Genomic DNA, 25,424 nt, shown 5'->3' with positions numbered 1-25,424 from the left:
CATGCAAATCATAAACAAAAAAACAGTCAATAAAGTAAAAAGTCGATTGTACGTACTCTTTACGACATCAATAGCCACCCTCTTTTTAACGACGCAAGCGGTTCAAGCTGCTATTCCAACGAACCAAGAACCCTCAAAAGGCAGTGATGACGACAATATCCTCAAAACATGGTTCGCCTACAGCTATGACATTGTGCTCTATGGCGGCGCTGCTGGCATTGCGGCTGCATCATTATATTACTTGATCCACATGTGGGGCATATTCCAAGAAGTTCGTGCACAAAAGAAAGAGAAATCTGACTTAATCACTGATGGCGTGATTGGAGCGTCGTTACTTCTACTGACCATTTGGGGCGTCACCTTTGCGCTTGCACGCTTGGAAAACGCGTAATGAAAAATGCACGACTACTCAACGAACCTCCGCCATTCCTTAAAGGTTTAAGCGTCCCTGAAGTCATGGTGTTTACGGGTGTCATGACCGTTGTCGGCTTAATTGCAGGTTGTGTGCTGACAGTGACGTTCGAAACATTCACGCCATTGGCCTTGTGTGCACTTGCAGGTGCCTCCGTCATTTTATGGTTACCAAAAACCATTGCAAATCGCATCATCAAGTGGCGAACCGGTAAGCCTACAGGTTGGTTGTATCAACGGTTTGATATTTTTTACAACCAAAATCGTTATATCTCAAGCCCTGGTATTTACCACAATAAAAAGGAGAAATTCCATGTCTAATCCTGATGTGAAGAATGTTGCACACTCGGTCCCAGCAACCGTATTTGATATTTTTCCCACAAAAGGTGATCCCATTAAGTTAATGGGGTGGCTACGCACCTATGCAGACTACCCCGTTTCGTCTGATTTAAGTTTACGTGATAAAGAAAGGGGCGATTTTGAACAACGTAAAATCGCTTACACCGATGTGATCCAAGAAATTTACGAAGTGCAAGGCACCGGCGAATGGCTTGGGGTTGAAACGTGGAAATCACGAAACGTAGCCAACATTTCAGATTATCGCTGCCGAATAAAGCTGACTAAAGACAAGCACGATTTAGTGTATTTCTTCCGCTCACCTGACTATACCCGTCAATTGTTAGCGGCTGTAGGTGTGGAATACGCAACATATCTTGGTACAGAGGAGGCATGATGAAACACCATCATTTTATTCAATCCAATCCTCGATTACGCAACCTGCAATTCACCGGTGAATTAATCTCGCAGTGTGAAGTTCGCTTTGAGGAACTGCCTTATGTTGCCTCTCTTTATCGCGTTAACAGTGAAAAGGCGAGCTATGTGGGAGTCATGGAAGTTAAGGCACTTAAACAACTCGAAGCTGATTACTTCTCTGAGGTCGCGACCGATGAAATGGAGATGTTCTTTGGACCAGAAGCATCGTTCATGTTGTTTAAGGCTGCACAAATGGAAGGTTATCGCTTTCTCGGTGAAGCCGTATCAAATGAGGCTAATCAATGAAAAGTGCATTTCGTAATGCCTTACAAAACAGGGACGCCCACATTGGTTCGCTTCGATTTGCAGTCGGTGTATTAGGAGGCGTTTGTCTCTTTATAGCGGTGGGCTGGTACAACTCGGCGCAAGAAATCACGGTACATACACCGCCAGATCTTCGCGCCGGTTCAACCAGACTTTGGTGGGAAATCCCTGCACCTAATGTCTACTCGTTTGGTGTTCGCATGTTCTCACAAATTAACCGCTGGCCTACCAATGGTGTCGAGGACTATCGCAACAACTTACATACCTATAAATGGTACATCACGCCACAGTGTCGTGAAATTCTGGCCGATGATTATCAGGCAAAAAGCAGCAAGGGCGAGTTAGCCGGTCGTGAACGTGCGCTATTTGAAGTGCCTGGTCGTGGTTTTGATGATTCAAGAGTGATCGCACATAGCCAAGATAGCTGGACGATCAACGCTGACTTGCAATTGAAAGAGTATGTCAAAGGCACTGAGGTCAAAGCATCTCTTGCACGTTGGCCGCTTCGCGTGGTGCGTTATGACGTAGATGTCAATAACAATCCGTGGGGGTTAGCCCTTGATTGCTTTGATGGCGTGGCGCGTGAAATTAACGTAACTACAGGACAAAAACAATGAAGCGCTTAATTCTTCTTATGACGTTGATTACAGCGTTACCTTCCGCATGGGCTGATAATGCAGTTCAACAATCCAATTCCAGAGCCGTTGTTTGGGATGGCAATCCGATCAACGTTACGGTTGCGGTCGGTCAAGAGACATTATTGTCATTTGATGGTGATGTACGGGTGGGTGTTCCGCCTTTGCTTTACCAGTCTGCAGCCGTAGATTCGCTTAGCGGTACAATTTATATCACCGCAGACAAACCTTTTGAGGCTCAGAGGTTACAGGTAGAGCGATTACGTGATGGCATGGTCATGCTTATTGACGTTAGCGCAAGAGCTGGAATTATGGCGCAAACACAAGTCGATATCTTAACCCTTGATGAAAAAAAAGCATTAGAAGAAGACGTTGCAATTAATAATGCGTTTGAGCAGCATGTTCAGCGGTTATCAATGCCCGTTCCTACACTTCTTGTACGCTACGCTTACCAAAATCTGTATAGCCCCTCTCACGCAATTGAACCCCTTCCAGGCGTGGTTCGATCAACAATGCAAATCGAGAAAGATATTCAACCACAAGCGTTTTCATTATGGCCTGTCACAGCCACACCTGTAGCGGCGTGGTCATTGGATGGCTATACCGTCACCGCTGTAACGCTGACGCACCAAAACAACGACTCATTGTTCCTTGACCCTCGTCAGGTAACGGCTGACCTCTATGGTTTGAGTTTTGCTTTTCCAGACCTTGGACCGTTAGGTACAGATAGCAGTACCAGCACTGCATTTATGGTAAGTAAAGGACCGTTGGCGGATTCGCTGCCTCCTAAGCCGGTCATCGCAGTTGAAGGTGATTCCCATGACCAATAAAAACAAACTTATCTTAGTGCTACTAGGCGTTCTGGTCTTTGCCGTTGTGATAAGCCTCATCGGTCCAAGTGAAAAGAAGGCTAGCGCCACTGATAACAATACACCTGAACAGGTTACGTTATCGGCGGCAGATGCCCAAGCGTTGCAAGAAACGCTTGGTTTGACGGCTGACACGCCAGATAACACGCTGCGCACATTAGCTATCAGTCTCAATGCACAGAAAGAGGAAAATGCCGCGCTGAAAGCCAGACTTGACGCGCAAGAAGCAGCGCAGCAACTGCAAGCTAAATCTACGGCCAATGCCTTGCAAGAAAAAATGAGCGCAGGATTGACGGAATTACAAGACAAAGTGAACCAACAACTTGTTGAGTTGGATGCACGAACTCACGCAATCGGTATTACTCCCCCTGTAGTTAACCACGACGCCTCATTGGATGAGCAATTAGGTATAGGTGGTGGTTCATACACTAAACCCGCAGTACCGGTAGGCACAGACGGTTTAATTTGGGTTGACCCTATCGATGCAAGTGTTGATAAAAAAGGAGTGTTCAGCACCCCAAGGATGAAGGTTGAAGTTCAAACCAATTTAGCGCGTCAAGCAAGGCTTGAAGCGCTTAAGAAAGAAAAATTATTCGAAGAAACAGCAACGCCTATTTACACATTAGTGCGAGGTTCAGTACTAAGTGATGCGACCTCATTAACTGCGTTAATTGGCCGTATCCCGGTCAATGGAAAAGTAACCTCACCTTACCCATTTTCATTGGTTATAGGTAAAGAAAACCTGATGGCCAATGGTTTCATGCTGCCTGATGTTAAAGGGGCAATTGCCACTGGCACCGTGACTGGTGATTGGAATCTGTCTTGTGTTCGTGGTGCTGTTGAAACTTTGGATTTAATCATGGATGACGGCAGTGTTATCTCCATTCCTGACACTGATGAAACAACACAGAGTGATTACGATGGCGACTCAGTTATCACCTCTATGCAGTTAGGTTTCTTAGCCGATCCCAATGGTAATCCTTGTCTAAACGGCGTCAAAATCACTAACGCCCCAAGCTACTTAACCATGATGGGGGTACTTGATGGCGTCAGCGCTGCTGCAAGTGCTGCTGCAGCGGCACAAACCACAACCTCAGTATCAGATACAGGCAGTGGCACTTCGTCAGTCACTGGGGATGCCAGTAAATACGCGCTTGCGAACGCTGCTGCTGGCAGTGTTGAAAATGTGAACTCATGGATAAAAGAACGCATGGCAAGCACATTCGATGCGATTTATACACCGCCTGGTACAGCAATCTCCGTTCATTTAAGCCGAACATTGAAAATCGACAAACCTGTCGATGCCCGTCAAGTTCGTTACCCAACTCATACTCAAGGGGGCACTTATGCGCTTGACTAAAATCTCCTTAATCGCTGTGTCATATTTATTTCTTTATGGTTGCTCCACGAGTCAGCAATCGACCCTGCCACAACCAGATACTGACGTAAAAGAGGTGTGGGAAACCAAAATGGGCACTGGCAGTAACGATGAATTATTGCAGCAACGCTCAACGTTGAGACGTGAGCTTTCTCCTGCTTTGCTGGCAGAACGCCAAGCGGATTATACCCGTAACAGCTATCGAGAAATTTTCAACCAGTTCCCTCGTTTGCCTAATCCGGACGTGGTGTTCTACGTCTACCCGCATCGAAATGGCTCAATGCCAGTACCAGGTTACAGCACTGTATTTCCGCTCTATGAGCGTGTTCATTACGCGACTCCGAGTGATGCAAAAGCGCGTATGCCTGTAGGAGAACGCTAATGTTGACGCAATTAAGTCAAAAAATAGTGAAGTTCTTCAACCCTAATCATGGGTTAACCGCGCCGGCGATTGATTACAGTGTCCCTCCTTCTTTTGCGGCAAAGCTCCCCTGGGCGGATATTGATAAAAACGGGGTTACGCAACTTGATGATGGGCGTTCTGTTGGTGCGTTTTTCTCAATCAATCCCGTATCGACTGAGGATAAACATCAAGCAGGGCTTGAAAGCATTCTAGGTAATATTACCAATGCTTTTGTTACAGCCGGTAAGATGGGAAGTGATATTGAAAACGAAAATCCGTGGATATTTCAGCTCATGGCTCGTGATATTGACGATTTAGCCAATGTCGTCCCAAAATTAAAAGCCAAAGTGCGTGTGGATGATGCGTTCAGCCAAGCCGTACTTGCTGAGGACGAGAAACACTTTGCATTGATTGGACGAGAGCAAGGCATTTTTAGCACCAAAAACCGTCCCTTCCGAGGCCGTTCTCGTCAAGTTTTCTTGGCGGTTTATCGTTGGTTGCCCGAAGACAGCAGTCAAGCAACTATCGTAAAGAACCGAAAGCAACTGACATCTTTACAACGCTATTTGTTGAACCCTTCATCTTTATCAGATCACGGTGTAAAAATTTCACGTGCAAGTGGTGCAGCAGTATTCGATTTACTCGCCCCTTTCCTCAACCCAGGCACTAAACGGGATCAACTGTCACACCGCGAACGATTTTCGTCTATCGACCGTGATTACACAGAGCGCTTATTACAAAGCAACGTCACTGCCGATGTTGAAAATGGTCTGTGGTGGTTTAAAAGCAATAATAGTAAATCAATTGCTACTCGTGTGGTTGAACTTGACAACTGGTCTAGCGAAACCATCTTAACCGGTCGTCTATTTGGTGAGGTTGGAAACGATAGTGATCAAGATATTGAGAAACGAGTGTTATTCGATGATTTGCCGCCTGGTAGCATGTTAATGATGACATTAGTTCCGCAAACCTCGAAGGCGGGACAAGAGCGGATCAAAAAGATAAAAGATTCGGCAGTTGGCGGTGAACCTGAAATCGTCGAATGTCGAGATCAATGTGAAGAAATGAGCTTCCTCATCAATAAACATGCGCTATGGCGTGGGCAAGTTGCTATTTACCTGCAAGGTGAAAGCCTTGATGTAATCGAGAGTCACACAGAAACCATCCGCTCAGTCTTTGATGTTAAAGGGCTTGGCGCCAAATTTGTCGATAACACCGCTCAAGTCGCACCTCTTGACGCTTACTTTCGTTGGTTACCGATGAGTTACCAACCTAAAAACGATCCTAAATACTGGTACTGCGGCTTCATTTGGCTTGAAGATATGCTAAGACTATCGCCACTTTTTGGTCGTAGCATAGGCTCTGGCTCTGAGGCGTTAACGTTTTTTAATCGTGGCGGTGAACCGTTAAATTTTGACCCCTTGAGCGATTTTAGTTCTAACGCGCATTTGAATTTATTTGGTCCTTCCGGCTCAGGGAAATCAGCCACCTTAGTCGGCATATGTTTACGTTTTTTAGCTATTCATAGACCTCGCATGTTTATTATTGAAGCCGGCGATTCATTTGGTTTATTAGCAGATTATTGCCTTGCTCATGGCTTAACGGTTAACAAAGTCTCCCTCAAGCCCGGCTGTAGCACTTCTCTAGCGCCTTTTGCAGATGCAAAGCACTTAGTCGGTAGTGACGCACCTCAAATCACAAGCGATGACGCATTGCTACCTGAGCGTTTAAACGACAACGATAATCCAGATGATGAAGTTCGCGATATTTTAGGCGAACTTGAAATCATGGCTCGAATGATGATCACCGGCGGCGAAAAACGGGAATTAGAAGATTATCGCCGCGCAGACAGCTCCATGGTGAGACAGGCTCTCGTTAATGCCGCGAACACATGCCACGCCAATAATGTGATGGTAAGGCCTACTCACGTTAGGGAGGCGTTACTTGCGTTTTCAACTGATTCAAGCATTCCACCCGAACGCCAACAGCGTGCAAGGGTAATGTGCGACTCGATGGCATTTTTCTGTGAGGGTCTTGAAGGTAAGATTTTCAACGGAGAAGGCGCACCATGGCCAGAGGCCGACGTCACAATCATTGATTTGGGTATTTATGCCAAAAATGGCTATGAAGCTCAGATGGCGACAGCCTACATTTCGCTTATCAACGCCATTAATGGCATCGCAGAGCGCGATCAATTTAGCGGTGTTCCTATCGTATGCTTAACAGATGAAGCGCATCTTATTTCAACCAATGTCTTGCTTGCGCCCTATGCAACAAAAATTGTCAAAATGTGGCGAAAGCTCTCAGCATGGTTCTGGCTAGCAACTCAGGATTTAAAAGATTTCCCCGCTGAATCTCGCAAAATGCTCAACAACGCTGAATGGTGGATCTTGCTCAACATGAGTGAAGACGAACTATCAACCTTGCAACAATTCAAAAAACTCAGCGAGAACAAACTCGACCTCATACGCTCGATGACTTCTGAAAAGCATAAGTTTAAAGAAGGCGTTGTAATGGGTATGGATGACAAGTTCCTGTCTCGTTTCACTATTGTTCCACCGGCTCTTTACCTCGCGTTAGGCGAAACAGACGGTGATGCAAAAAAGAAACGTGAAGACTTCATGAACAAGCATAACTGTACTGCATTAGAAGCGGCAATGCTTAAAGCGGCAAGTATCGAAGAGGGGCGAGTTAATTACCAAGGGGAAGAATGGTGATGACATCAAATCTTAAAAAATGGTCTCGCTCAATCCCGCTAGCACTGTGTTTAACAGGTGCATTAAGCGTGAATACGAGTACAGCAGGCAGTATCACTACCCCCGAAATTCTTGCAAGTAGCCTTTGCCTTGATTGCATTGACTACCAAGTGATTGGAATGTGTCTGTGGATGACCTGTACACCATTAGGTTGCGATACCGATACATCAATTAAGGTCAAACACCGTTTACCCGATATGGTGGCGATGAGTTACTTAAATACTGGCGAAGCGCCTTGGCAAGCAACCCAATGGATGTCACCAACGACTCCTGGTGCCAAAGGTGGTGGGAGTAGCCATAAACGCAGCCCGACATTACTTGATAACGCCACGGTTACGTTTCAAAACACGGACATTATCGGTCACCCTGCAGAGGGCACATTTTTTGAAATGCTCTCAAGCTTCGGGTACACGTTAGAAGGTCCTTCAACGCCCTTTATGCCCTACTACCTCTCCAGCCTAGATACGCTCGGTTGGCGTTTTAACATTCCTGACGTGTTTAATGTGTCGAGTTGGAACCCATTAACCAATCGATTAGGCAATTGGGGCAGTGTATACCCGCGAGGGGGCTTCTCAATTCAAAAACAGCCTTACAAATCTGCTGCTATGGCCGCTTACAAAGCCTCACACGTCGTTACAAGGCCAATGCAGAGTCGGGTATATCAATCTCTCATCGCTGACAAAAAACAAGGCTACTGGCCTCCTGAGGCTATTGGTGAGAAAGATGACGAAACGTTTTGGCAACCACTCTACCCCAAACAAGAAATGAAAGCGGTAGCTTGGCCTGATATCGATGACAGCACAACAACTGGTGATCCCTACGCAGAACGCATTAGTGAGACTGGCGAGTATGTCTGGGGGGTATGGCGTACCTATCGAGGTTGTGAACAAAAAGGGGCGATGTTAGTCGCGCATTTTGGCAATTAATAAGGAATGAACCGTGAAGCATAAACAATTAACAAGAATGATGATGTTAGCGTTAATCGGTACTAGTGCCCCTGCTACTGCACAAACCGACTTAATCTATTACACCTTAGGTGGCGGTAACGTCATTTCCGCGCCAGCTCGTGAGGGTCACTTAACTCAGAAGACTCTTGGTATTGGTTGGGATATGAACCTGCAGTGTGGAAATTTAGATCCTGGTTTAACGGTTAAAAACCAATTAAACGGCATTACTGACGGCTTTCAGGACATGATGGGAAGCATGTTAGAGAACGCCACATCTGCAGTTATGTCACTTCCTGGTTACTTTATCCAAAAAGAAGATCCAGGTTTGTATGACTTACTGACGAATGGTGTTTTACAAGGGAAATTTGACTTTGATAACGGCAAAAACTCTTGCGAGGACATGACTGACTGGATGGGTGACAAACTAGCCTCAACGGATTGGACTGAACTAAGTAAAGCTCAGTCATGGACTAGCGAGGCTAAAAATGGCGATGCAGTACAGGCTAAGAAAAATGTTGAACAGAACAGTGGCAACGATGGTGTTGTTTGGAAAGGCGGACAAAAAGCCGGTGGGCAAGGCCAACCTGCAATTCAAATAACAAAAGACACTGCTGGTGCAGGGTTTGAGCTGTTAACTGACGGTCAATCAGCTCAGAAAAAAGAAGGGTTATATCGCTACTGGGATACGAGTGAAGAGCTTACTACGTGGTTAACAGGGGCAGTTGGTGACGTTACGACCCAAACGGGCATCGATAAGAGCAAGGAAGGTGCCGTTGCTGGCATTGGATTAAGTGCCGAAGTTAGTCATCAAACCGCTCGTATGCAACAAGAACTACAAGACGCAATGGAGAGCGATATTGGCTCAGCATCATTTCCATTAGCATTCATTCAAGCGCTTAAACAAGATCCAGCACGAGATATTATCGAGCCACGAGTTGTCTCTGAGGTAGCATTAATTCAAACCATTGATAAGGCTTTACTAGCAAGAAGGGCGTTAATTGCAGGAAAAAATGAGCGCTATATCGCACTGAATAAAGTCGCTCAGATTGATATTGATAAAGCGATTGCTCAACTTGAAAACGAAATAAATATTTTGCAGTTCGAAGCTAATGCTCGTAAGCAGTTTTCTAGCAATGTCATTAATGAAGTTATTCATAGAAAACAAAGCGATGATTCGCAAATGCGCCCTGATGCTCCGAAAGTGAACTCCTCCTTTGAAAATGGTCAGTTTGGAGGTGGAAATGGATAAGCAAAAATGGATTAAGTGGGCTAAAAAAAGCGTCATCTTACTTCTTTCAGTATTTTTAACCCTACTTGCAATCGTTTTGCTTTGCATGGGGGCAGCTGCAATCCCTGAAAATGCGCTAACTCCCCTTCCTTATGCCTGGTACATGGTTGGATTTCGCGTGTGCGGGTACATAGGTTTTTATTATTACTACCGTTCTAATCGCTACATGGCGCTCTTAGTCGCTGCCTTTGCGAGTTGTTACGAAGGTTACTTATTTATGCTGTATCAGACAGCTCAGGATGGATTGTTATGGTAGTTAATGACTATTTAACGCTATTTTTAACCCTACAAGCGTGGGTTATTTCAAACAAGATTTTTTACCTTCTTTCAAGTGCGAACCTATTGGTTTTGCCTATGGTAATCATCGTATTTAACACGATGACAGAGGCTATGCAAGAAGGTGAAGATGAGGGTAACAAGGGGTTACTATCGCTCAACCGAAGCGCAGTGGGCTTAGTGCTAGCCATTGCTGCCTATGTGTTTGCAATGCACCCAAGCCAAGAGTTACGACTCAGTACCATGGTTTACAACGATGTTCGTAGTGAACAATGCGGCGTATCCTCCACAAAGCCAGGTGACAATACGGGTACAAGTTGGGACAGTTCATTCGAATCTTTAGGCGGTGAAACCGCTAAGGTTCCGGCTTGGTGGAAACTCATTCATGGCATTTCAGTTGGCACAACCAATGCGTCCGTGGCGGCAATCCCATGCTCATATGACATTACACGTTCACAGCTCAAACTAAGCGAAGTCAGTATTGATTCCCCGGCACTGCAGCAAGAGACTCAACAGTTCTATGAGCAATGTTTTGCTAATGCAAAATCAGCAATGGTGCGCTCGTCATATCAAAACCAAGGTTCAATTTCAGATAGCGACTTTGATAAAGCGCTTTGGCTTGGTGACGAGTATTTCTTATCTACGAATAATGCTGTACCCCATACTACGTATCGCGGGATTAAATCGTTAGAACCGGTTCCTACATTTCCGTATAACGCGACACGAGATAGTCGCTATAACAAGATATGGGCTGAACGATTAGGCAAAAGCGAAGCTGACACCAAAGCTTACCCTACTTGCTACGAGTGGTGGAAAGACACGACCTACGGCCTTAGAGAGCGTTTAGCAAAAGAAATCAAAGAAAACTCACCAGAGATTTACGTTGATATCATGATGCCGAACGGCTGGTTCGATAAAATGTTTAAGGGCGAAGTTTCTGCAGAAGAGCGTAAAGATATGCTTATTCAGCGAGCATTGAGCACAGAAAATATTAATGCTACAGGGCGCACGACGAGAGGATATGGTGCAGTAATCAACAGTAGTGGTTCTGATAGAGCGACTGCTGAAATGTGGGGCAGTACAGTAGGTGGTGCTGGATTGCTTGCTGGCAGAACGTTTATGGAACCGACCTTTTTCATTGTGAGAGAGGCGTTGCCCATTTTCCAAGCATTGATTTTAAGTATGTTAATTATTGCGATCCCATTGATCTTACCGATGGCCTTGTATCAATGGCGTGTACTAATCACGGTCACTATCGCGTATTTTGGGGTGCAATACTTTACGTTTTGGTGGGAATGGTGTCGGTCGTTGGAATCAAAATTATTATCCGCCATGCACAGTGGCCACGATTTTAACTTTACTAATCCAATATCCTCCTTCGGAGCAGGAACCATGAACGCACTCGACTCAGAAATTTTAAGAGTTGTATTGCTAATCTTGTATATTGTTGTCCCAGTACTCTGGCTATCTATTGTTGGGTTTGCTGGGTATCAAGTATCTAGCTTATCAAGTGCATTTAATACCGGCCTTAACCATTTAAAACAAGGAGTGAATAAGGGCACTGAAATGATGACAAGTATGGCCACAGGTAAAGCTCAAGAAAACATTAAACATCAGTATAAAAATTTAAATAGTTAATGCAATTAGCTCGTAAAATGTAGTTCAACCAATCAGTGTCATCAATTGGTTGAACTACATTTTTCCTAATATAAAGTATCAGACCCAGGGTCACCTGCATGATAAAGCTCTTCATTTTCTAATGACTCTTGTTCTGACCATTTACGAGCTTGCTCGCAACTTTTAGTCCAGAGATCAACTTCATCCGATTCCACTTCTAAGCATTCAGTTTCCTCCTCAAGAGCCATTCTCCGTTGTCTATCTTTCTCGATCTCGGAATGCCACCGCCTTAAAAACGCTATCATAATAGAATCCTAATAATTAATAATGAGACTAGCTAGGTGCTAATAACTCGTCATCATCCTTTTGCGACGAATGAGCTCATTGCATGTGGTTTTTTCTCAGGCTCACACTTACTTTCAGTCTTAGTACTACCTGTATTTCCATTAACAGAATTTTCATAACCTGCAATTAACCACTGTTTCGGCAGCCCGGATCTTGTTCCATATTTATCAAGATATTCTAAAATATCTCGTTCATGCGGAACATCTTCCCTTAGTCTAATTTGTATATTTCTTGTTTTTGTCATTCAATAGTATCCATAATAGCCAACGCACCTAATGCGTTATCAAATTGAGGCTCTTTGGATTTTAAAACATCTACATATGTAGATGACAACAAATTAGCTCCACCACCAGAATAAATAACTGCATCAAACAATCTTAGCTCGCCTAATCTAGCTATTTCATCATTGACCGTAGATTGAAAGTCTTTCAAAACCATGGTTACGATATCTGACACATCATCACCAGCAACCATTCCACTAAGTAAGCCATTAACAGCCAATTCATCGGTTAGCCCACTTAAATTTAGCTTTTCAGAGACTAGTGTCGAGAATTTAGAAAGCATTTTTAACGCTCCTAAGTTTAAGCTTTGAAACTGTTCAATTTGATCTTGATCATTAATAACAACAAGATCTGTAGTTGTTCCACCAATATCTGCCAATAAATATCTACTGCCTGTCAAACGTAATTCATTTTTTACATGAGTAAATGCAGGGACGCCTTCTGGCATTACGTAACAGCTTTCTATTTTCACTGTTTTATTACCCCCCAAATTTTTTACATGACCTTTTACGTTTTGAATCTTTTTCTCGATGAGTTGCTCATTCTTGGTTCCATCAGGATTAAAAAACTGCCCCACTGGAAGAGTAACCATTACGTTAACGAATTCCTCATCAGTTCCAAGTTGGTCCAGTACATATCTAATACCATGCTGAATTAATACTCTGTTATGGAAAGAGGTTTGATAGGTTCTATTATCTGTAGGGATTGTATCAACTGCAGTTTTAGACACAGTGTACCGATCTCCATCAATCTCATAACTTGCAGCAGATAGACCAGTTAATGTCGTACTTGGAACGGCCTTTCTTATTACTCGACTAGCAAATGCGTGAGTTGTAATACTGTTATCTTTGTTACGATATGCGATTTTTATAAAATTAGAACCATCATCTAACACTAAGTTAATCATTCCTAACTTCCTTTTACTAACCATTGGGGTTTAATGTTTATCAATGATAAGCATTAAAATAATAAAAGTAAAGCTATTCTCATCACTCTTTATCAATGATGAGGAATGCTTAACAATGAGATGAAACACCTCTTATCAATACTAATCATTTATTAGCATTGATAAGAGTGTTTCCACTTTAAAATGGACACGATACTCTTTAAAAGGAAATCTTCATCTGGTAGTATTAAGTTTGTTAAAAGTACGCGCTAACTTTAATAGCGTGAAGCACACGGCAACAGCCTTAAATGGCCCCACGAAATGTGTCGCGTTCAGTTATAAAACTGATTGGGGTATCCTTAACTTAAATCATCTATTTATAGGTGTCTCGTCGTTCACGACAAATACTCATTATTGCTCATGATCATTTAACATAGCCGATTTAGCATCGACTGCGTTTTGTTGTCTGCAATATCCACTCACCGGAAGGTCTTTCCGGTGGAAAGATCTTCTTTTTGGAGATCTATCATGATCCAAGTTCCTGGAACATTAACAGTAAAAACCATTCATGGTCGTTTTGGTGCTTTCAACGTAGCTCAACTTGATTTGGATGTTGGTAGGTTTACCGTGAAGGATGCACTTCTTGAAGAGTATTCAGAAGGAGTTTACCAAGGTACATTTGCTGTTAAGCGAATATTTGCAGGGAGCTATCAATCTGGTAATCGATTTACGATTGAAACCAGAGCTGAGCTGTCTCAAATATGGCTAGACTATGATGTGTCATATGTTGAAGTAGACGAGTCAACTAACATAGAGTCTTTTACTCCTGAGCCAGAAACAGACTTGGAAGTCGCGACCATTAGAACTGAAGAGGTTCTGCAATCGCCCCCCCCAATAGCAGTTTCTGGTGATGATGACATAGGACCTACCCTCTTTGGCGAATTATGGCCATTAGGTAAAGCCATTAGATTGGACTGCACTAACCGTCAACAAATGCGCGCTCAAATTACTTATCTCAAAGAAAAACGCCATAACGGTCAACCGCTATGGGAGTTTAAATCTCAAGATAAGACTTGGGTTAAGCTATTTGACGTTTAATTTTAACTAACCCACGGGCTTCCCGTGGGGAGCGCCGTGTTTGGAGGTTGGCTTATGGCCATCATGCATCCTCGCGTTGCTCACAATTACTTAAAAGATGGTTATTACCCAACAGATAACGCCACCCTTACAGGGATAAGTTATTTGTTAACAGTACCGTCCGGAAATATTCGTGCGATAGATCCTTGCTGTGGTGAAGGTGCCGCTTTGCAATTTTTACGCAATCGTTATGTTAATCCCATGGTTTGTTATGGCGTGGAGTTAGATAAAGAGCGCGCAGCCACTGCGAACGTGCAACTTAACCATGTTCTGAACGCTAATACGTTTGATTGTGTTATTGCCAGCAATAGTATGAGTTTTCTGTTCCTCAATCCTCCTTATGGAGATGTGGTAACCGATCACTTAGGCACTGCAGATAAAGGCATGAATCGTTTAGAGGTTCAATTTACACGCCGTTGTTTAGGCATGTTAAGAAAAGAAGGGGTAATCGCATTAGTGATCCCTTTCCCAAGCTTAACCCCTGCTTTTTGCAGCTACCTAGTCAGGAATATTGGCGACATTGCAGTGTATTCCGCTGCCACCGACCGCTTTAAACAAGTGGTCATTATGGGTGTCAGACGAGATATGAGTGGCGAAAGCAACCGGCTTAAACGAGATGAACATAAAACCAGATTAGTGAGTGTGGGTAGCGGGGCCATGATTGCGCCTCCCCTACCTAATTCTCCTGCTGAGCTTGGTTACACAGCCCCTGTAGTCCCACCCTCTGCATTTCGTTTTGAGGTGGTCACACCAGATAAAATATTGCTTGCTGATGTTTTTTCTGAGCATAAAGGATTGTGGCATCGATTCAACAGTGTATTTTCGCAAGCTGGACACCATGCGGTTCCAAATCCTTTGCGTAAACTATCACCTTGGCATTTGTCTCTTGCATTAGCAGCTGGACAAATATCAGGGCATGTAGTCAGTAATGATGGTTCAAGGCAATTACTGGTTAAAGGCGGCACAAAAAAAGTGCAACGCACGACAACCACGATGGACGAACACAATACGATTACTACGAAAATAGACCAATTTATTCCGACAATACGAGCCATTGACATCACCGCTGGTGAAACCTTTGGGGATATCATTGTCATTCAATAATTAACCTTCCCTTACGGGGCAACAGCCCCGTTCCATGGGGCTTCTTGTCTTTAAATAAATGAGAACTCCATGAATATACATAACCAACAACTCATCGCGTTAAGTGATGGGCTATACCTCGACGCTTTTGTGGTCGATGACCGTGATGAGGTAATTTTTATCTCGCTTTGGGCGCGGGACGGCGAAATGCAACATTTATTTGCTGCACTGACGCTTCCTATCACTCAGGGGGGATATAGAGAAAAGCGAGTGCGTTTACCTGATGGTAATTTGCAAACGCTTAACCTTAATCGCGTCAAAGACATGAAAAAAATAACCACTCGTTTACCGCGATTTACCCCTGTGGGCGAATGGGTACATACCTGGTTAATTTTACCTGAACTCATGAAAACGCCTTATGGCAGTCATGAAGGCTGGATATTGAGCCAAAACCTGCTTAATTGGGACGCACTGTGGCCCGTAGTAAAAACGCTGTGTCATTTACCATTGCTTGATGAATGGAAAAATGAATTAGCAGTGCTGCTACACCATAGCGTTAAACACCTTGATGCTTTTGGGGTGTTTGCGTACCAACTCACGTTGGAGCCTGAGTTGATTGAGCCGATTATTGCGGATGCCGTTAAAAGTGGTTCTTTGCCTATTCAGACACAGCGCCGTACTTCTTATGTTTATAAAGGAGACGCGCTATGACTGAGCAAGCATTGGATACGCACATACCAGAGCTAAATAGTTCTGAAATGACGACAGCAGACAACATGATTTCATTGACAGATTTTGTTAATGATTTTGGCGATGGCCTCTTAGCTAATGTGGAGCGGTCTTATCCAGCTCGATATCAACAACCGGTTCCTAACCGAGATATGGTCTTGCAGTGCTTAAAGCGTGTGCCCTTTGAGGCGCAAGCGGAAGCCGTACAAGCAGTCTGCACTTCACTCATCGATGACAATAGCTTAGCAGCGATTATTAACGGTGAGATGGGGTGTGGCAAAACCATGATGGGGATTGCAGTGACAGCTGTGATGTACGCTGAACGTAAGGCGCAACGCATTCTCGTGTTGTCACCGCCTCACCTTGTGTACAAATGGCGCCGAGAAATTTACGACACTGTCGATAATGCGAAGGTGTGGGTATTGAACGGTCCTGATACGTTACTGTCTTTGCTTAAAGTTAGAGCGATGGCCGTAGCACATGATGGACCGGAGTATTTCATCTTAGGCCGTGTGCGAATGCGCATGGGTTATAACTGGAAACCCACGTTCAAAGTGAAACGAAAGCGTCATAGCGTGTTATCGGAAGCCACTTTTGAACAGGAACAAGCGCAACATCAATGGACTCATCATGTTATTTGTCCTGATTGTTTTACTGAGATCAAAGATGAAGACGGCAATGTTTACACACCGGCTAACTTTCCAACGGAGAATCAGCTTACGTGCCAACATTGCAGTAGTCCGCTTTGGTCACTGCACCGTAAACGCGCTGATGGTTCGCTTGAAGGTACGGTAAAGCGTTCGCTGATGACATTGCCCACTATTGGTAATGTGACAGCAGAGCGCCTCATCCAATCGTTTGGGGTGAATGATATGGCTCAGGCTTTAACCGATAACATCTACGAACTGGTGAATTTACTCGATCATGAAGGCGAGTTTGTTTTCAGTGATAGACAATCTGAACGCATAGAGCGCAAATTGGCGAAAAGTCAGTTTGCATTTGGTCAAGGAGATTACCAGGCAAGCGAGTTTATTAAGCGTTACTTACCGAAAGGCTTCTTTGACCTCATGATGATTGATGAAGCTCATGAGTATAAAAATGGGGGTTCTGCGCAAGGCCAAGCGATGCAAGTCCTGGCTTCTTGTTCAAAACAAACATTATTACTCACAGGCACATTAATGGGCGGCTATGCAGAAGACTTGTTTTACCTTTTGTGGCGCTGTATGCCTAACATCATGATGGCTGATGGGTACACTTACCACAATGGACGTTTAGGCAGTGCGGCAATGGCATTTTCACAAGAACACGGCATTATCAAAGAGATAATGAAGGTTTCTAGTGAAGATAACCATAAAACAGCCAAAGGCAAAAACATTCGTGTGAGTCAAACTCGGGCACCTGGCTTTGGACCATTAGGGGTCTCGCGCTACGTGTTACCGTACACGGTTTTCGTCAAACTGAAAGACATGGGTGACGGTATTTTACCTGCTTACGATGAGTACTTTGAAGGGGTTGACCTTGATGACGAGATGAACGAGCGATACCGTTCGCTTGAAATCGAATTACTTGGTCGCTTACGTAAAGCACTCAGAGCGGGTGATATGACCTTACTTGGTGTTGTAATGAGTGTGTTGTTAGCTTGGCCTGATTGTTGTTTCAGAGCTGAGAATGTACTTCATCCTCGCACAAGAGAGACATTAGCCTTTGTACCATCACTATTTGACGATGACACCCTTACCCCGAAAGAGGAAAGGCTCATTGACTTGGTGAGCAGTAATAAACGCAATGGCAGACGTACCTTGGTATATACCGCTTACACTGGTAAACGAGATACGGCATCACGGCTAAAATTACTGTTGGGCATAAATGGCATAAAATCAGCCGTCATGCGCGCCACGGTAAAAACCGAAGACCGTGAAGATTGGATATTGGAACAGGTAGATAGAGGTGTAGATTGCATTATCTGTAACCCTGAACTAGTCAAAACGGGGCTCGATTTACTGGAGTTTCCGTCGATAATCTTCATGCAAACGGGATACAACGTGTACACGCTCATGCAAGCCGCTAGACGAAGTTGGCGAATAGGACAAACTGAACCCGTTGATGTGACCTTTTTAGGCTACAACAACACGGCACAGATGACTTGTTTGGAGCTGATGGCCAAGAAGATTGCAGTGACGCAATCAACCAGCGGCGACATGCCCGATAACGGTTTGGACGCCCTTAACTCAGACGGTGACAGTATCGAAGTCGCATTAGCGAAGAAGTTGCTGAACGCTTAATTAATATTACTAACCCCAATGGGACGCGCTCCCATTGGGGGTGTTGTCCCTTTTTTTTACGGAGAGACAACATGACAGTACAACATGATATTTATGCAGTAGATCAATTACTGCTATGGCTTGAAGATAATGTGGAGACCGGTTATGGCGTTCATTTTGACAATGAATTAGAAATCCATTCTGCGATTGCATTAGCCGCTTTAAAGCGGTTATTGCCACACAAAGTCAATATGCCATTCATTGAGCGCTACTTAACCGTGGCCGTGAGTGCTGACCACTTAACAACACTTGACGAACATGTGTTTTCAGAGGAGGTAGAAAGCGCCTATAGTTGCGTTGCAAAACGTGATATGGGGTACTTTCTAAAGCTGTGGGAAACACTAGACAGTGCAAAGGAAAGTGAAGATTTTTACTTAAAATTGTCACCAAAAACACAAGCCATCATAGCTGAGGCGATCAAGCAAGGGGCACAATGCCTTGAATTTGACCGTGATGCCGAAGACAGTTTTGTGTACAAGCGCCCACGAGTGGTCATCATGAAATGAAGAACATTTCAATTAGCATGGTGTATCGCTGTGGCGCCAATTGGAAGACAAATAGCGAAGTGATCATCAAAGGTCGCAGTGGTTTTAATGAAATACAATCATTGATAGAGCTGCAAGGGCTTGATGACTGGGCCATACCTGAATTATTAGGCTTACCCAGTTGTTATAGCTTTGACCCATTAACTGGTGATTCATTTGATGCAGAATTTGACCATCCTTACGTCAGTATTGAGGTTGAGTTAACTAATAAACGAGAAACCAGTGCGTTAACACCTCAAGCGTTTATCGAGAGGTGTAAAGCGCACAATCATGACGCTTATTTATTACCGTTCCAACGGTAGTCAATAAGTTACCACCCTAAGGGAATAACATTCCCCTAGGAGTGTTATTCCCATTTTTATTTATGGAGTAACACAATGAACAATCAACCAATTAACAGCCAAGACCATGTAGAAATTGCGCAATATCACTTTTACTTAACTCAAGCGATCCTTGAAGGTATCCCTGAGGAATTTGAAGGTGTAGGAGATGTATTTGGATGTGGTGAAGACTCACTTGTTTATGAATTATACCCATTAACAGTGCAATGGCATCAGTTTGATGAGCTGTTATATCGAGAAGATAGACGACCAAGCAGCATTACTGTCATATACGAAGTGCCTGACGTGATCGCTAAACTTTTTTGGTTACACATTTCAACTCAAATTAACGACGAACATGAGTTAATGAGCGCGGTTCTGCCAAACCATGATGCGTTCAATGAGATCCTCATTGACGCAATGAAAGTGTTTAGCAACTAACAATTAACTTATCACCCTTGGGGAATACCATTCCTCAAGGGTGTTATTCCCTAATCATTTAAGGAATAACACATGTCATTAAAAACTGAGCGACAAATCATTGCAGAAACGATCTTGCAGCAACTTGGCGGGCAACGTTTCATCGCCTTTACAGGGGCAAAACAGTTTGTCGCAATAGAGAACGGCTTAATGTTTGCTTTACCGGCTCGTTTAGCGAGGGAGGGGGTCAACAAGATACGAGTATTACTCGATCCAAATGATACCTACACGCTGGAAGCGCTTAAGGTGAATGCCAGGGCAGGAAGTGTAAAAACGATTGGCACTGAATCAGACATTTACTGTGATAGCTTAACTGCGTCATTTGAGCGCCTCACAGGGCTGTACACACACTTTTAGCGAGAAATGACACCATGGGCAGATATTTATTGTGGAACCCCGCAAAAGTGGCCTCACACAGCGGTAGCGCAGAAACTTATGATGAATTGCTACAAACAGAAGAGGAACAAAACTGCAGTTGGTCGTCAATGATCACTACAGACGACATTGAAGCAATTGTTATCGCCATTCAAAACGAGTGCGATGTCGATATTTGCTACAAAGAAATCCCTCTTTAAACGCTTAACAAAAAAGGTCCTATATAACTATAGGACCTTTTTATTAGTGTAAGATATGTGAACCAGAAATTGACTAAGTCATGTTTTTGTTGGCCTCTTGAGCTTCCTTGAAAAGTTTTATGAAATCAGGTCCTGTATCAAATCCTGCTAAAACTACATCCGCTAGATGATTTTTTAAATTGTTTAATTCTACTTCACTGGGCAACAACTTCAAATCCATTAATTCACAGTAAGTATTTACCGCGGAATCGTAGTTAAGCTCAACTTTTCCAATGGAATTGTTTGATTTCCATTCAAACAAAAATTCTATACCGGATATTTTCCTACCTTGCTTTTGGTAACTAAAACCGTAGTTATCAGTCGTCGCATCGACGAAAAATTTAATTTCAGGATCTAGTCTATCAATCTCTTCAATGGCAGGTTTAATTATTCTTGAAATAAAATTCCCTGTTACTGAATACGTTTTCTTTTTTAACTTACCAGACTCATCAACAAGTCCAAATAGGGAATACAATTGCGAAAGAGATTGAGGGTGAAGCTTACCATGTGTCTTAAATCTACATAAGATTGTATACAATCTCTTAGACGACTCAAGTTTAAGATCCCTAAATTCTTTATGTGGAATTAAACTATGACCTTTTGATGCACCAATAAATGCATCAAGAAGTTTGTAGTTGGGAACAAGGCTCAACATGCCTTTTTTATATTTAATATCTGAAAATAAAGGAATAAATCTAAAATCTCCATCTTCTGATGGAATCCCTACTATTGAACTTGCTAAGCCTTGGCACGGTTTCTTCAATAATGTAGATAGATGCCCCTTTGATGCTTTAAACCAACTTGATAGTAAATCAGAATGAAATTCATACTCAGGAATATCTTTTAAATCTCCAGTTTGAAGATACTCATCCCAATTTTCCTTCTCAAAACGCGATAAAAAAAGTGCAAACACATCATGTTGAATAGGACTTAATGAAAGCTGACTAAAGACTAGTTCATGGCTTTTTTTAAAAAAATCCTTTTTTATATCGCGGACATTACGACTTGAAACTATATGATTCGATTCAATATTCATACAGTAGACCGCCTTCAAGCTGATAAAATTCAGAATAATCCTTCATAGAAGTCAAACTATTACTGTTTATTGTTGGTTTAAACAGTAAACAGTAATAGTTGACTAAAATCAATAGCGTTCATCAAGTCGCTGAACAGCAATGCGTAATACTTAAAGCCTATGTCACAATACAAAGTAATGGAACATCCAAAACCGCCGACTACGCACACTAACTGATTGATAAGTTGGAAGTAAACTCCACGGAAACACTTTGAATAAGCATAAAATTGATAAAATTAGTTATTAACATGAAACGCAATAAAAAACAGTAGATAGTAATATTTAAAACAGAGAATAGTTCTACTAAGAACAGTAAATAGTAGTAGTTAAAACAATGAAACGATCTACAAACAACAGTAAACAGTAATAGGAATAACAGAAGGAAGTAATGTTTAGCACTGTTAGTATTTGAAAAATAAGGTAAAATGACAACCTTATAGATCTTTATAGATCTTTATAGATCCATATATAAAATATATAGATCTATTATATTACTTGTGGATATGTGTATAACTTAACCATCTTTAAGCTTTTCTAATTTTTCCAAAAGGAGCAATTGAGTTGAAATAATATCCTCTAATTCATTTTTAAAAACATTTGAGTAAAGAGCTGTATTTTCATCTTCATACATAAAATATTTAGGATCTATGTTCAAAACGGAACACAAATTGGCAAGATTTTCTACAGAAAGTCTACCTGTTTGAATCCACTTACCAATAGAAGTTCTTTCTACATTAACTCTTTTTGCTAACTCGGTATTACTTAGTCCACATGCCTTAATTGCATCTGAAATTCGCTTTTCAGTAGGTGTCATTTGAATCTCGGAACTTATAAAAAACTATATATAAGTTTAAAAGGTATTGACAAGACAAGGAATGGGAACATAATCACGATACAAGGGAAGTTATTCCCACCATTTGAATTTCCAGACAGAAAGCAACGCATTACAAGTAAATAGTTGTTGGCGTTTTTTGAAACAACTGATAATCTCACTCAACAGTTGCTCACTGACTCTACAGTGTGAAGCACACGGCAATAGCCTTAAATGGCCTCATGAAATTGTGTCGCGTTCAAATCTGGTACTAACTAGATTTGATTGAGGTGTCCTAAACTTAGCTTCTTTCTTAAGAATTGAAGCACTGATGCTTTTCATCAGCCTAAACTACAACCTCATTTAATGAGCGTTGAATCATAGACTTTGGTCAATGATCACTTATAGACCTCGCTGCATAGCAGCAAGGTTTAGCGTTGCTTTCTGTCTGGAAGTTGATGCGTTCTAAACTATCGCAAGATTTTTTTTGATATTGCTACTAGCAATGACAAGGAATGTAATTGTGACGATTCTGCTGACTCTATGATTTTGTGAAGTTCGAGTTTTAGCCTACTCAATTCTTCATAGGTTGACTTTGGTTCTATAGGACTAAATAGCTCGACCAATGTCATATCCAGCGCAGTTGTCATTTTTATTAAGCTATTTAGGCTTGGATTTTTCCTACCTGAAAGGAATGCTGACACCGCACTTTGCGACAGGTCTGCATCTATAGCCAATTCTTCTTGAGTCATTTCTTTGCTTTTTAGCACTGCTTGAATTTTGTCTTGCCACACAACAACACCCTTAGGTCACATAATTTATAGCGATTATGAGTATGTATTACTTGTGCTCAATCTCTATAGGTAGTTAAATAATATCACCGGAGGTAATCAGACATGAATGTATTTACTGAATACAGGAAAAAGAACCAACTTACACAGATAGAACTGGCAGAAATGTTGGATTTAAATCAATCCATGGTTTCATTTTTAGAAAACGGGCATCGAAAACTAGATCCCAGAAAAGTAAAAGCAGTATCAAAAATCACAGGTATACCAAAGCATGAGTTAAGGCCTGATTTGTATGAAGAATAAGCCTTTTGAGCAATATTTGATCTAAATCAATATACAACTTAATGAGTACGAGTGTATATTTAGCACAGTACTGTATGCGTATACAGTTTTTTAAAGAGTTAAAAATATGAGCATCATCAAAAAATTAAAATCATTGGTAAGACAAGAACCTACTGCAACAGTCTCTTTCACGAAGGACATTGCTCCAGAGGGTTATTTTTTGCCATGGACGGAAAAACAAATCCGTGAAGATGATGCTATCAAAGAAAAATTGCGTGTACTTAAGCGTAGCGGCCTGGCATTGCCCTATGAAATTTGGGATGACTTTGTCGTCAATACCGTGATCAATTTTGCTCTGTGGGCGCAAGACTTCCCTGCATCTGCAAGTTATCACCATCATGGTAAGAAAGGATTAATCTTTCATTCGCTCGATGTCGCCATATACGCCATGCGCATTAGACGTAACTACATCATGCCCCCGAACGTGCCACCAGAGGATGTTATCCACCGTGAAATCATGTGGGCGTACGGTGTGTTCTTAGCTGCTCTTTTTCACGACAGCGGTAAAATCATGGACTTTGATGTTGAGTTACGTAAGGACAAAGAAAATACGACATGGACTCCACCACTGGGACCCATTGGCAAATTAGCTACCCCATACAGATTTAAATATAAAGATGACCGGGCTTACTTATTATCTAATCGTTCAGGTTTAAGTTTCTTAATGCAAGTCGTTCAAGACGACCCAATGGTTGCTATCACGAGTGACAGCATGCTGTTTGGCATGTTGAGTCAATTTCTTACTGGGCATAGCAATCCAGACAATGTGATTGAGCAAATCATCAAGCAAGCCGATGCTGCCAGCATTTCGCAGGATTTAGGGGGAACTAAGGAAGATATTAATTTAGCTGCAAAGAAAGTACGTTTTGGTCAAAATGCACTCGCTGAACAACTTCATACATGCCTGACATATCTGTTAACTGAGCAGAAGATTTTACTCAATACTAAGGGAGCCACAGGCTTCGTTAATGCCGATAAATTATATTTAGTCTGCGATCCCATTGCTGATTTAATTAGAGAAACGTTGGTTGACCGTGGAGTCACTGACGTGCCAACCACTAATCCAGAACTGTTTGCTGTGCTGTTGCAACATAAAATGGTTTGCTCAACCCCTTTGGATTCAGCGGTTTGGAAGATTAAAGTCACACTTACTGATATAGATTGGTATCAACATTTAGGTTGTTTATGTATTCATCTACCAAGCTTTATTCCTGACCTTTCATTCAAATCACTAAGTGGAAGTATAGATATTTTATTGGATGAAACGGCTCCAGTTGTTGAAGAATCATCAACAGTGGATGTTACTGAGCAGGTTGCACATAACGAAACAGCAGCTATGGCGACAGTTGATACTCCAATCGCTATTTCAGCAAATAGTCCTGTTAATGATGATTTATTAATGAGTTTGATCCCAGGTATGGGAACGACAGAGGTATTACCTAGCATTAAACCCATAGAGACCAACAGTGCAGTCAGTGCAGTCGCAATAAATTTTGATGACTTGACTGAAGAAGCTGTTGGGGAATTATTCTGGTCTTGGGTTGAATCAGGGATTACAAGTGGTGAACTTACAGTTAATCAGGGTGATAGTGTCGTGCATGTTGTTCAGGGGCACTTATTGATCACCTCTCCCTCCGCAATGAAGCTGTTTTGTGTATCAATGGATCAGTTAAATAAAGAGAGCTACATGATGGTGCAAGCCGGCTTTATTGCCCTGGGCCTACACATTAAAACCAAGGAGGGACGCACTATACATACTATTAACGTGTCGAATTCAGCACCAATAAGTTGTTTTGTGGTTGAGCTTAATGATGCGCTTAAGGCATTGGAATTGGCTGATTATGCTGGGTTAGAGGTGAACTTCTTATGATCGCACCTATTAATTTTAACTATCTGTTTTTAAATCAACTCTGCTTATATGCCAAGTATGGACAGTTGCATGAATTACAACAGCTAGGCATGACAATGGATCAAGTGGCCATGTTAAATACGTTGACCATTGGTGAG

Annotated in this window: 30 protein-coding genes; 24 read left to right on the top strand and 6 right to left on the bottom strand. The window is 42.5% G+C overall.

Going from position 1 to position 25,424, the window contains the following annotated elements:
* The first annotated feature begins 1 nt into the window (after nucleotide 1).
* Genes L2748_RS12255 through L2748_RS12195 form a run of 13 tightly spaced genes read left to right on the top strand, consistent with a single transcriptional unit; the run spans nucleotide 2 to nucleotide 11,678 of the window.
* Nucleotides 2-391 (top strand): TIGR03745 family integrating conjugative element membrane protein, encoded by a 390-nt coding sequence (locus tag L2748_RS12255; protein WP_220780125.1) that lies wholly within the window; start codon nucleotides 2-4, stop codon nucleotides 389-391.
* A complete protein-coding gene (locus tag L2748_RS12250) occupies nucleotides 391-732 on the top strand; it encodes a DUF3487 family protein (protein ID WP_220780124.1) in 342 nt (113 codons plus the stop codon). Before L2748_RS12255 ends, L2748_RS12250 begins: the two co-directional genes overlap by 1 nt.
* Complete coding sequence (locus tag L2748_RS12245) at nucleotides 725-1,144, top strand: hypothetical protein (protein WP_220780123.1); 420 nt, start codon at nucleotides 725-727, stop codon at nucleotides 1,142-1,144. The genes L2748_RS12250 and L2748_RS12245 overlap by 8 nt, the downstream gene beginning before the upstream one ends.
* A complete protein-coding gene (locus L2748_RS12240; RefSeq protein ID WP_220780122.1) occupies nucleotides 1,144-1,470 on the top strand; it encodes a hypothetical protein in 327 nt (108 codons plus the stop codon). Before L2748_RS12245 ends, L2748_RS12240 begins: the two co-directional genes overlap by 1 nt.
* A complete protein-coding gene (locus tag L2748_RS12235; RefSeq protein ID WP_220780121.1) occupies nucleotides 1,467-2,105 on the top strand; it encodes a PFL_4703 family integrating conjugative element protein in 639 nt (212 codons plus the stop codon). The genes L2748_RS12240 and L2748_RS12235 overlap by 4 nt, the downstream gene beginning before the upstream one ends.
* Nucleotides 2,102-2,953, top strand: a complete 852-nt coding sequence (locus L2748_RS12230; RefSeq protein ID WP_220780120.1) for a TIGR03749 family integrating conjugative element protein — start codon at nucleotides 2,102-2,104, stop codon at nucleotides 2,951-2,953. The genes L2748_RS12235 and L2748_RS12230 overlap by 4 nt, the downstream gene beginning before the upstream one ends.
* On the top strand, nucleotides 2,943-4,352 hold the full coding sequence (locus L2748_RS12225; RefSeq protein ID WP_220780119.1) for a TIGR03752 family integrating conjugative element protein: 1,410 nt from the start codon (nucleotides 2,943-2,945) through the stop codon (nucleotides 4,350-4,352). Before L2748_RS12230 ends, L2748_RS12225 begins: the two co-directional genes overlap by 11 nt.
* The gene (locus L2748_RS12220) at nucleotides 4,339-4,752 is read left to right on the top strand and encodes a TIGR03751 family conjugal transfer lipoprotein (protein ID WP_220780118.1); all 414 of its coding nucleotides are present in this window, start codon (nucleotides 4,339-4,341) and stop codon (nucleotides 4,750-4,752) included. The genes L2748_RS12225 and L2748_RS12220 overlap by 14 nt, the downstream gene beginning before the upstream one ends.
* A complete protein-coding gene (locus L2748_RS12215) occupies nucleotides 4,752-7,490 on the top strand; it encodes a conjugative transfer ATPase (RefSeq protein WP_220780117.1) in 2,739 nt (912 codons plus the stop codon). Before L2748_RS12220 ends, L2748_RS12215 begins: the two co-directional genes overlap by 1 nt.
* Nucleotides 7,490-8,455, top strand: a complete 966-nt coding sequence (locus L2748_RS12210; RefSeq protein WP_220780116.1) for a TIGR03756 family integrating conjugative element protein — start codon at nucleotides 7,490-7,492, stop codon at nucleotides 8,453-8,455. Before L2748_RS12215 ends, L2748_RS12210 begins: the two co-directional genes overlap by 1 nt.
* Nucleotides 8,456-8,468: 13 nt before the next feature.
* Nucleotides 8,469-9,725 carry an integrating conjugative element protein gene (locus L2748_RS12205; protein WP_246616102.1) on the top strand — a complete coding sequence of 419 codons (1,257 nt, stop codon included), beginning with the start codon at nucleotides 8,469-8,471 and terminating at the stop codon, nucleotides 9,723-9,725.
* A complete protein-coding gene (locus L2748_RS12200; protein ID WP_246616101.1) occupies nucleotides 9,718-10,020 on the top strand; it encodes a hypothetical protein in 303 nt (100 codons plus the stop codon). Before L2748_RS12205 ends, L2748_RS12200 begins: the two co-directional genes overlap by 8 nt.
* Nucleotides 10,014-11,678: a conjugal transfer protein TraG N-terminal domain-containing protein gene (locus L2748_RS12195; protein WP_220780115.1), complete on the top strand. Its 1,665-nt coding sequence runs from the start codon at nucleotides 10,014-10,016 to the stop codon at nucleotides 11,676-11,678. The genes L2748_RS12200 and L2748_RS12195 overlap by 7 nt, the downstream gene beginning before the upstream one ends.
* 65 nt (nucleotides 11,679-11,743) lie before the next feature.
* Here L2748_RS12195 and L2748_RS12190 read toward each other — a convergent pair whose 3' ends face one another.
* The 3 genes from L2748_RS12190 to parM all read right to left on the bottom strand — a co-directional run bounded on the left by L2748_RS12190 (nucleotide 11,744) and on the right by parM (nucleotide 13,190).
* Nucleotides 11,744-11,905, bottom strand: coding sequence for a hypothetical protein (locus L2748_RS12190; RefSeq protein WP_220780114.1), 162 nt, complete (start codon nucleotides 11,903-11,905; stop codon nucleotides 11,744-11,746).
* 110 nt (nucleotides 11,906-12,015) lie between these two features.
* On the bottom strand, nucleotides 12,016-12,246 hold the full coding sequence (locus L2748_RS12185) for a hypothetical protein (RefSeq protein WP_220780113.1): 231 nt from the start codon (nucleotides 12,244-12,246) through the stop codon (nucleotides 12,016-12,018).
* The gene (gene parM / locus L2748_RS12180; protein ID WP_220780112.1) at nucleotides 12,243-13,190 is read right to left on the bottom strand and encodes a ParM/StbA family protein; all 948 of its coding nucleotides are present in this window, start codon (nucleotides 13,188-13,190) and stop codon (nucleotides 12,243-12,245) included. Before parM ends, L2748_RS12185 begins: the two co-directional genes overlap by 4 nt.
* Before the next feature lie 507 nt (nucleotides 13,191-13,697).
* On the opposite strand from parM, the gene L2748_RS12175 reads away from it, so the two are divergent.
* From L2748_RS12175 to L2748_RS12135, 9 genes are all read left to right on the top strand, one after another.
* The gene (locus L2748_RS12175) at nucleotides 13,698-14,267 is read left to right on the top strand and encodes a DUF3275 family protein (protein ID WP_220780111.1); all 570 of its coding nucleotides are present in this window, start codon (nucleotides 13,698-13,700) and stop codon (nucleotides 14,265-14,267) included.
* Nucleotides 14,268-14,321: 54 nt separating this feature from the next.
* On the top strand, nucleotides 14,322-15,410 hold the full coding sequence (locus L2748_RS12170) for a DUF6094 domain-containing protein (RefSeq protein ID WP_220780110.1): 1,089 nt from the start codon (nucleotides 14,322-14,324) through the stop codon (nucleotides 15,408-15,410).
* 69 nt (nucleotides 15,411-15,479) lie between these two features.
* Nucleotides 15,480-16,100, top strand: a complete 621-nt coding sequence (locus tag L2748_RS12165) for a hypothetical protein (protein ID WP_220780109.1) — start codon at nucleotides 15,480-15,482, stop codon at nucleotides 16,098-16,100.
* Nucleotides 16,097-18,400 carry an SNF2-related protein gene (locus tag L2748_RS12160; RefSeq protein WP_220780108.1) on the top strand — a complete coding sequence of 768 codons (2,304 nt, stop codon included), beginning with the start codon at nucleotides 16,097-16,099 and terminating at the stop codon, nucleotides 18,398-18,400. Before L2748_RS12165 ends, L2748_RS12160 begins: the two co-directional genes overlap by 4 nt.
* A 71-nt stretch (nucleotides 18,401-18,471) precedes the next feature.
* Complete coding sequence (locus tag L2748_RS12155; protein ID WP_220780107.1) at nucleotides 18,472-18,945, top strand: hypothetical protein; 474 nt, start codon at nucleotides 18,472-18,474, stop codon at nucleotides 18,943-18,945.
* Nucleotides 18,942-19,286 carry a hypothetical protein gene (locus L2748_RS12150; RefSeq protein ID WP_220780106.1) on the top strand — a complete coding sequence of 115 codons (345 nt, stop codon included), beginning with the start codon at nucleotides 18,942-18,944 and terminating at the stop codon, nucleotides 19,284-19,286. The genes L2748_RS12155 and L2748_RS12150 overlap by 4 nt, the downstream gene beginning before the upstream one ends.
* A gap of 75 nt (nucleotides 19,287-19,361) precedes the next feature.
* Nucleotides 19,362-19,745, top strand: coding sequence for a hypothetical protein (locus L2748_RS12145; RefSeq protein WP_220780105.1), 384 nt, complete (start codon nucleotides 19,362-19,364; stop codon nucleotides 19,743-19,745).
* Between the two features lie 72 nt (nucleotides 19,746-19,817).
* The gene (locus tag L2748_RS12140; protein ID WP_220780104.1) at nucleotides 19,818-20,141 is read left to right on the top strand and encodes a hypothetical protein; all 324 of its coding nucleotides are present in this window, start codon (nucleotides 19,818-19,820) and stop codon (nucleotides 20,139-20,141) included.
* A gap of 14 nt (nucleotides 20,142-20,155) precedes the next feature.
* On the top strand, nucleotides 20,156-20,359 hold the full coding sequence (locus tag L2748_RS12135; RefSeq protein WP_220780103.1) for a hypothetical protein: 204 nt from the start codon (nucleotides 20,156-20,158) through the stop codon (nucleotides 20,357-20,359).
* Between the two features lie 73 nt (nucleotides 20,360-20,432).
* On the opposite strand, the gene L2748_RS12130 is transcribed toward L2748_RS12135, so the two are convergent.
* From L2748_RS12130 to L2748_RS12120, 3 genes are all read right to left on the bottom strand, one after another.
* The gene (locus L2748_RS12130) at nucleotides 20,433-21,434 is read right to left on the bottom strand and encodes a replication initiation protein (protein ID WP_220780102.1); all 1,002 of its coding nucleotides are present in this window, start codon (nucleotides 21,432-21,434) and stop codon (nucleotides 20,433-20,435) included.
* A gap of 553 nt (nucleotides 21,435-21,987) precedes the next feature.
* Nucleotides 21,988-22,287, bottom strand: a complete 300-nt coding sequence (locus tag L2748_RS12125) for a helix-turn-helix domain-containing protein (RefSeq protein WP_220780101.1) — start codon at nucleotides 22,285-22,287, stop codon at nucleotides 21,988-21,990.
* A 467-nt stretch (nucleotides 22,288-22,754) separates the two neighbouring features.
* Nucleotides 22,755-23,078, bottom strand: a complete 324-nt coding sequence (locus L2748_RS12120; RefSeq protein WP_220780100.1) for a helix-turn-helix domain-containing protein — start codon at nucleotides 23,076-23,078, stop codon at nucleotides 22,755-22,757.
* 102 nt (nucleotides 23,079-23,180) lie between these two features.
* Between L2748_RS12120 and L2748_RS12115 the strand changes: the two genes are divergently transcribed.
* Together L2748_RS12115 and mobH are read left to right on the top strand one after the other, a co-directional pair.
* Nucleotides 23,181-23,378, top strand: coding sequence for a helix-turn-helix domain-containing protein (locus L2748_RS12115; protein WP_220780099.1), 198 nt, complete (start codon nucleotides 23,181-23,183; stop codon nucleotides 23,376-23,378).
* Between the two features lie 106 nt (nucleotides 23,379-23,484).
* Nucleotides 23,485-25,287 (top strand): MobH family relaxase, encoded by a 1,803-nt coding sequence (mobH, locus tag L2748_RS12110; protein ID WP_220780098.1) that lies wholly within the window; start codon nucleotides 23,485-23,487, stop codon nucleotides 25,285-25,287.
* Nucleotides 25,288-25,424 lie beyond the last annotated feature (137 nt).

This window comes from Shewanella sairae, assembly GCF_023283535.1.
GTDB lineage: Bacteria > Pseudomonadota > Gammaproteobacteria > Enterobacterales > Shewanellaceae > Shewanella > Shewanella sairae.
The sequence above is the reverse complement of the archived record's forward strand: the minus strand, read 5'-3'. Positions and strand labels throughout refer to the sequence as shown.

Coding starts and splice junctions, on each gene's coding strand:
- L2748_RS12255 (WP_220780125.1), top strand. CDS start 2: ATGCAAATCATAAACAAAAAAACAGTCAATAAAGTAAAAAGTCGATTG.
- L2748_RS12250 (WP_220780124.1), top strand. CDS start 391: ATGAAAAATGCACGACTACTCAACGAACCTCCGCCATTCCTTAAAGGT.
- L2748_RS12245 (WP_220780123.1), top strand. CDS start 725: ATGTCTAATCCTGATGTGAAGAATGTTGCACACTCGGTCCCAGCAACC.
- L2748_RS12240 (WP_220780122.1), top strand. CDS start 1,144: ATGAAACACCATCATTTTATTCAATCCAATCCTCGATTACGCAACCTG.
- L2748_RS12235 (WP_220780121.1), top strand. CDS start 1,467: ATGAAAAGTGCATTTCGTAATGCCTTACAAAACAGGGACGCCCACATT.
- L2748_RS12230 (WP_220780120.1), top strand. CDS start 2,102: ATGAAGCGCTTAATTCTTCTTATGACGTTGATTACAGCGTTACCTTCC.
- L2748_RS12225 (WP_220780119.1), top strand. CDS start 2,943: ATGACCAATAAAAACAAACTTATCTTAGTGCTACTAGGCGTTCTGGTC.
- L2748_RS12220 (WP_220780118.1), top strand. CDS start 4,339: ATGCGCTTGACTAAAATCTCCTTAATCGCTGTGTCATATTTATTTCTT.
- L2748_RS12215 (WP_220780117.1), top strand. CDS start 4,752: ATGTTGACGCAATTAAGTCAAAAAATAGTGAAGTTCTTCAACCCTAAT.
- L2748_RS12210 (WP_220780116.1), top strand. CDS start 7,490: ATGACATCAAATCTTAAAAAATGGTCTCGCTCAATCCCGCTAGCACTG.
- L2748_RS12200 (WP_246616101.1), top strand. CDS start 9,718: ATGGATAAGCAAAAATGGATTAAGTGGGCTAAAAAAAGCGTCATCTTA.
- L2748_RS12195 (WP_220780115.1), top strand. CDS start 10,014: ATGGTAGTTAATGACTATTTAACGCTATTTTTAACCCTACAAGCGTGG.
- L2748_RS12190 (WP_220780114.1), bottom strand. CDS start 11,905: ATGGCTCTTGAGGAGGAAACTGAATGCTTAGAAGTGGAATCGGATGAA.
- L2748_RS12185 (WP_220780113.1), bottom strand. CDS start 12,246: ATGACAAAAACAAGAAATATACAAATTAGACTAAGGGAAGATGTTCCG.
- parM (WP_220780112.1), bottom strand. CDS start 13,190: ATGATTAACTTAGTGTTAGATGATGGTTCTAATTTTATAAAAATCGCA.
- L2748_RS12175 (WP_220780111.1), top strand. CDS start 13,698: ATGATCCAAGTTCCTGGAACATTAACAGTAAAAACCATTCATGGTCGT.
- L2748_RS12170 (WP_220780110.1), top strand. CDS start 14,322: ATGGCCATCATGCATCCTCGCGTTGCTCACAATTACTTAAAAGATGGT.
- L2748_RS12165 (WP_220780109.1), top strand. CDS start 15,480: ATGAATATACATAACCAACAACTCATCGCGTTAAGTGATGGGCTATAC.
- L2748_RS12160 (WP_220780108.1), top strand. CDS start 16,097: ATGACTGAGCAAGCATTGGATACGCACATACCAGAGCTAAATAGTTCT.
- L2748_RS12155 (WP_220780107.1), top strand. CDS start 18,472: ATGACAGTACAACATGATATTTATGCAGTAGATCAATTACTGCTATGG.
- L2748_RS12150 (WP_220780106.1), top strand. CDS start 18,942: ATGAAGAACATTTCAATTAGCATGGTGTATCGCTGTGGCGCCAATTGG.
- L2748_RS12145 (WP_220780105.1), top strand. CDS start 19,362: ATGAACAATCAACCAATTAACAGCCAAGACCATGTAGAAATTGCGCAA.
- L2748_RS12140 (WP_220780104.1), top strand. CDS start 19,818: ATGTCATTAAAAACTGAGCGACAAATCATTGCAGAAACGATCTTGCAG.
- L2748_RS12135 (WP_220780103.1), top strand. CDS start 20,156: ATGGGCAGATATTTATTGTGGAACCCCGCAAAAGTGGCCTCACACAGC.
- L2748_RS12130 (WP_220780102.1), bottom strand. CDS start 21,434: ATGAATATTGAATCGAATCATATAGTTTCAAGTCGTAATGTCCGCGAT.
- L2748_RS12125 (WP_220780101.1), bottom strand. CDS start 22,287: ATGACACCTACTGAAAAGCGAATTTCAGATGCAATTAAGGCATGTGGA.
- L2748_RS12115 (WP_220780099.1), top strand. CDS start 23,181: ATGAATGTATTTACTGAATACAGGAAAAAGAACCAACTTACACAGATA.
- mobH (WP_220780098.1), top strand. CDS start 23,485: ATGAGCATCATCAAAAAATTAAAATCATTGGTAAGACAAGAACCTACT.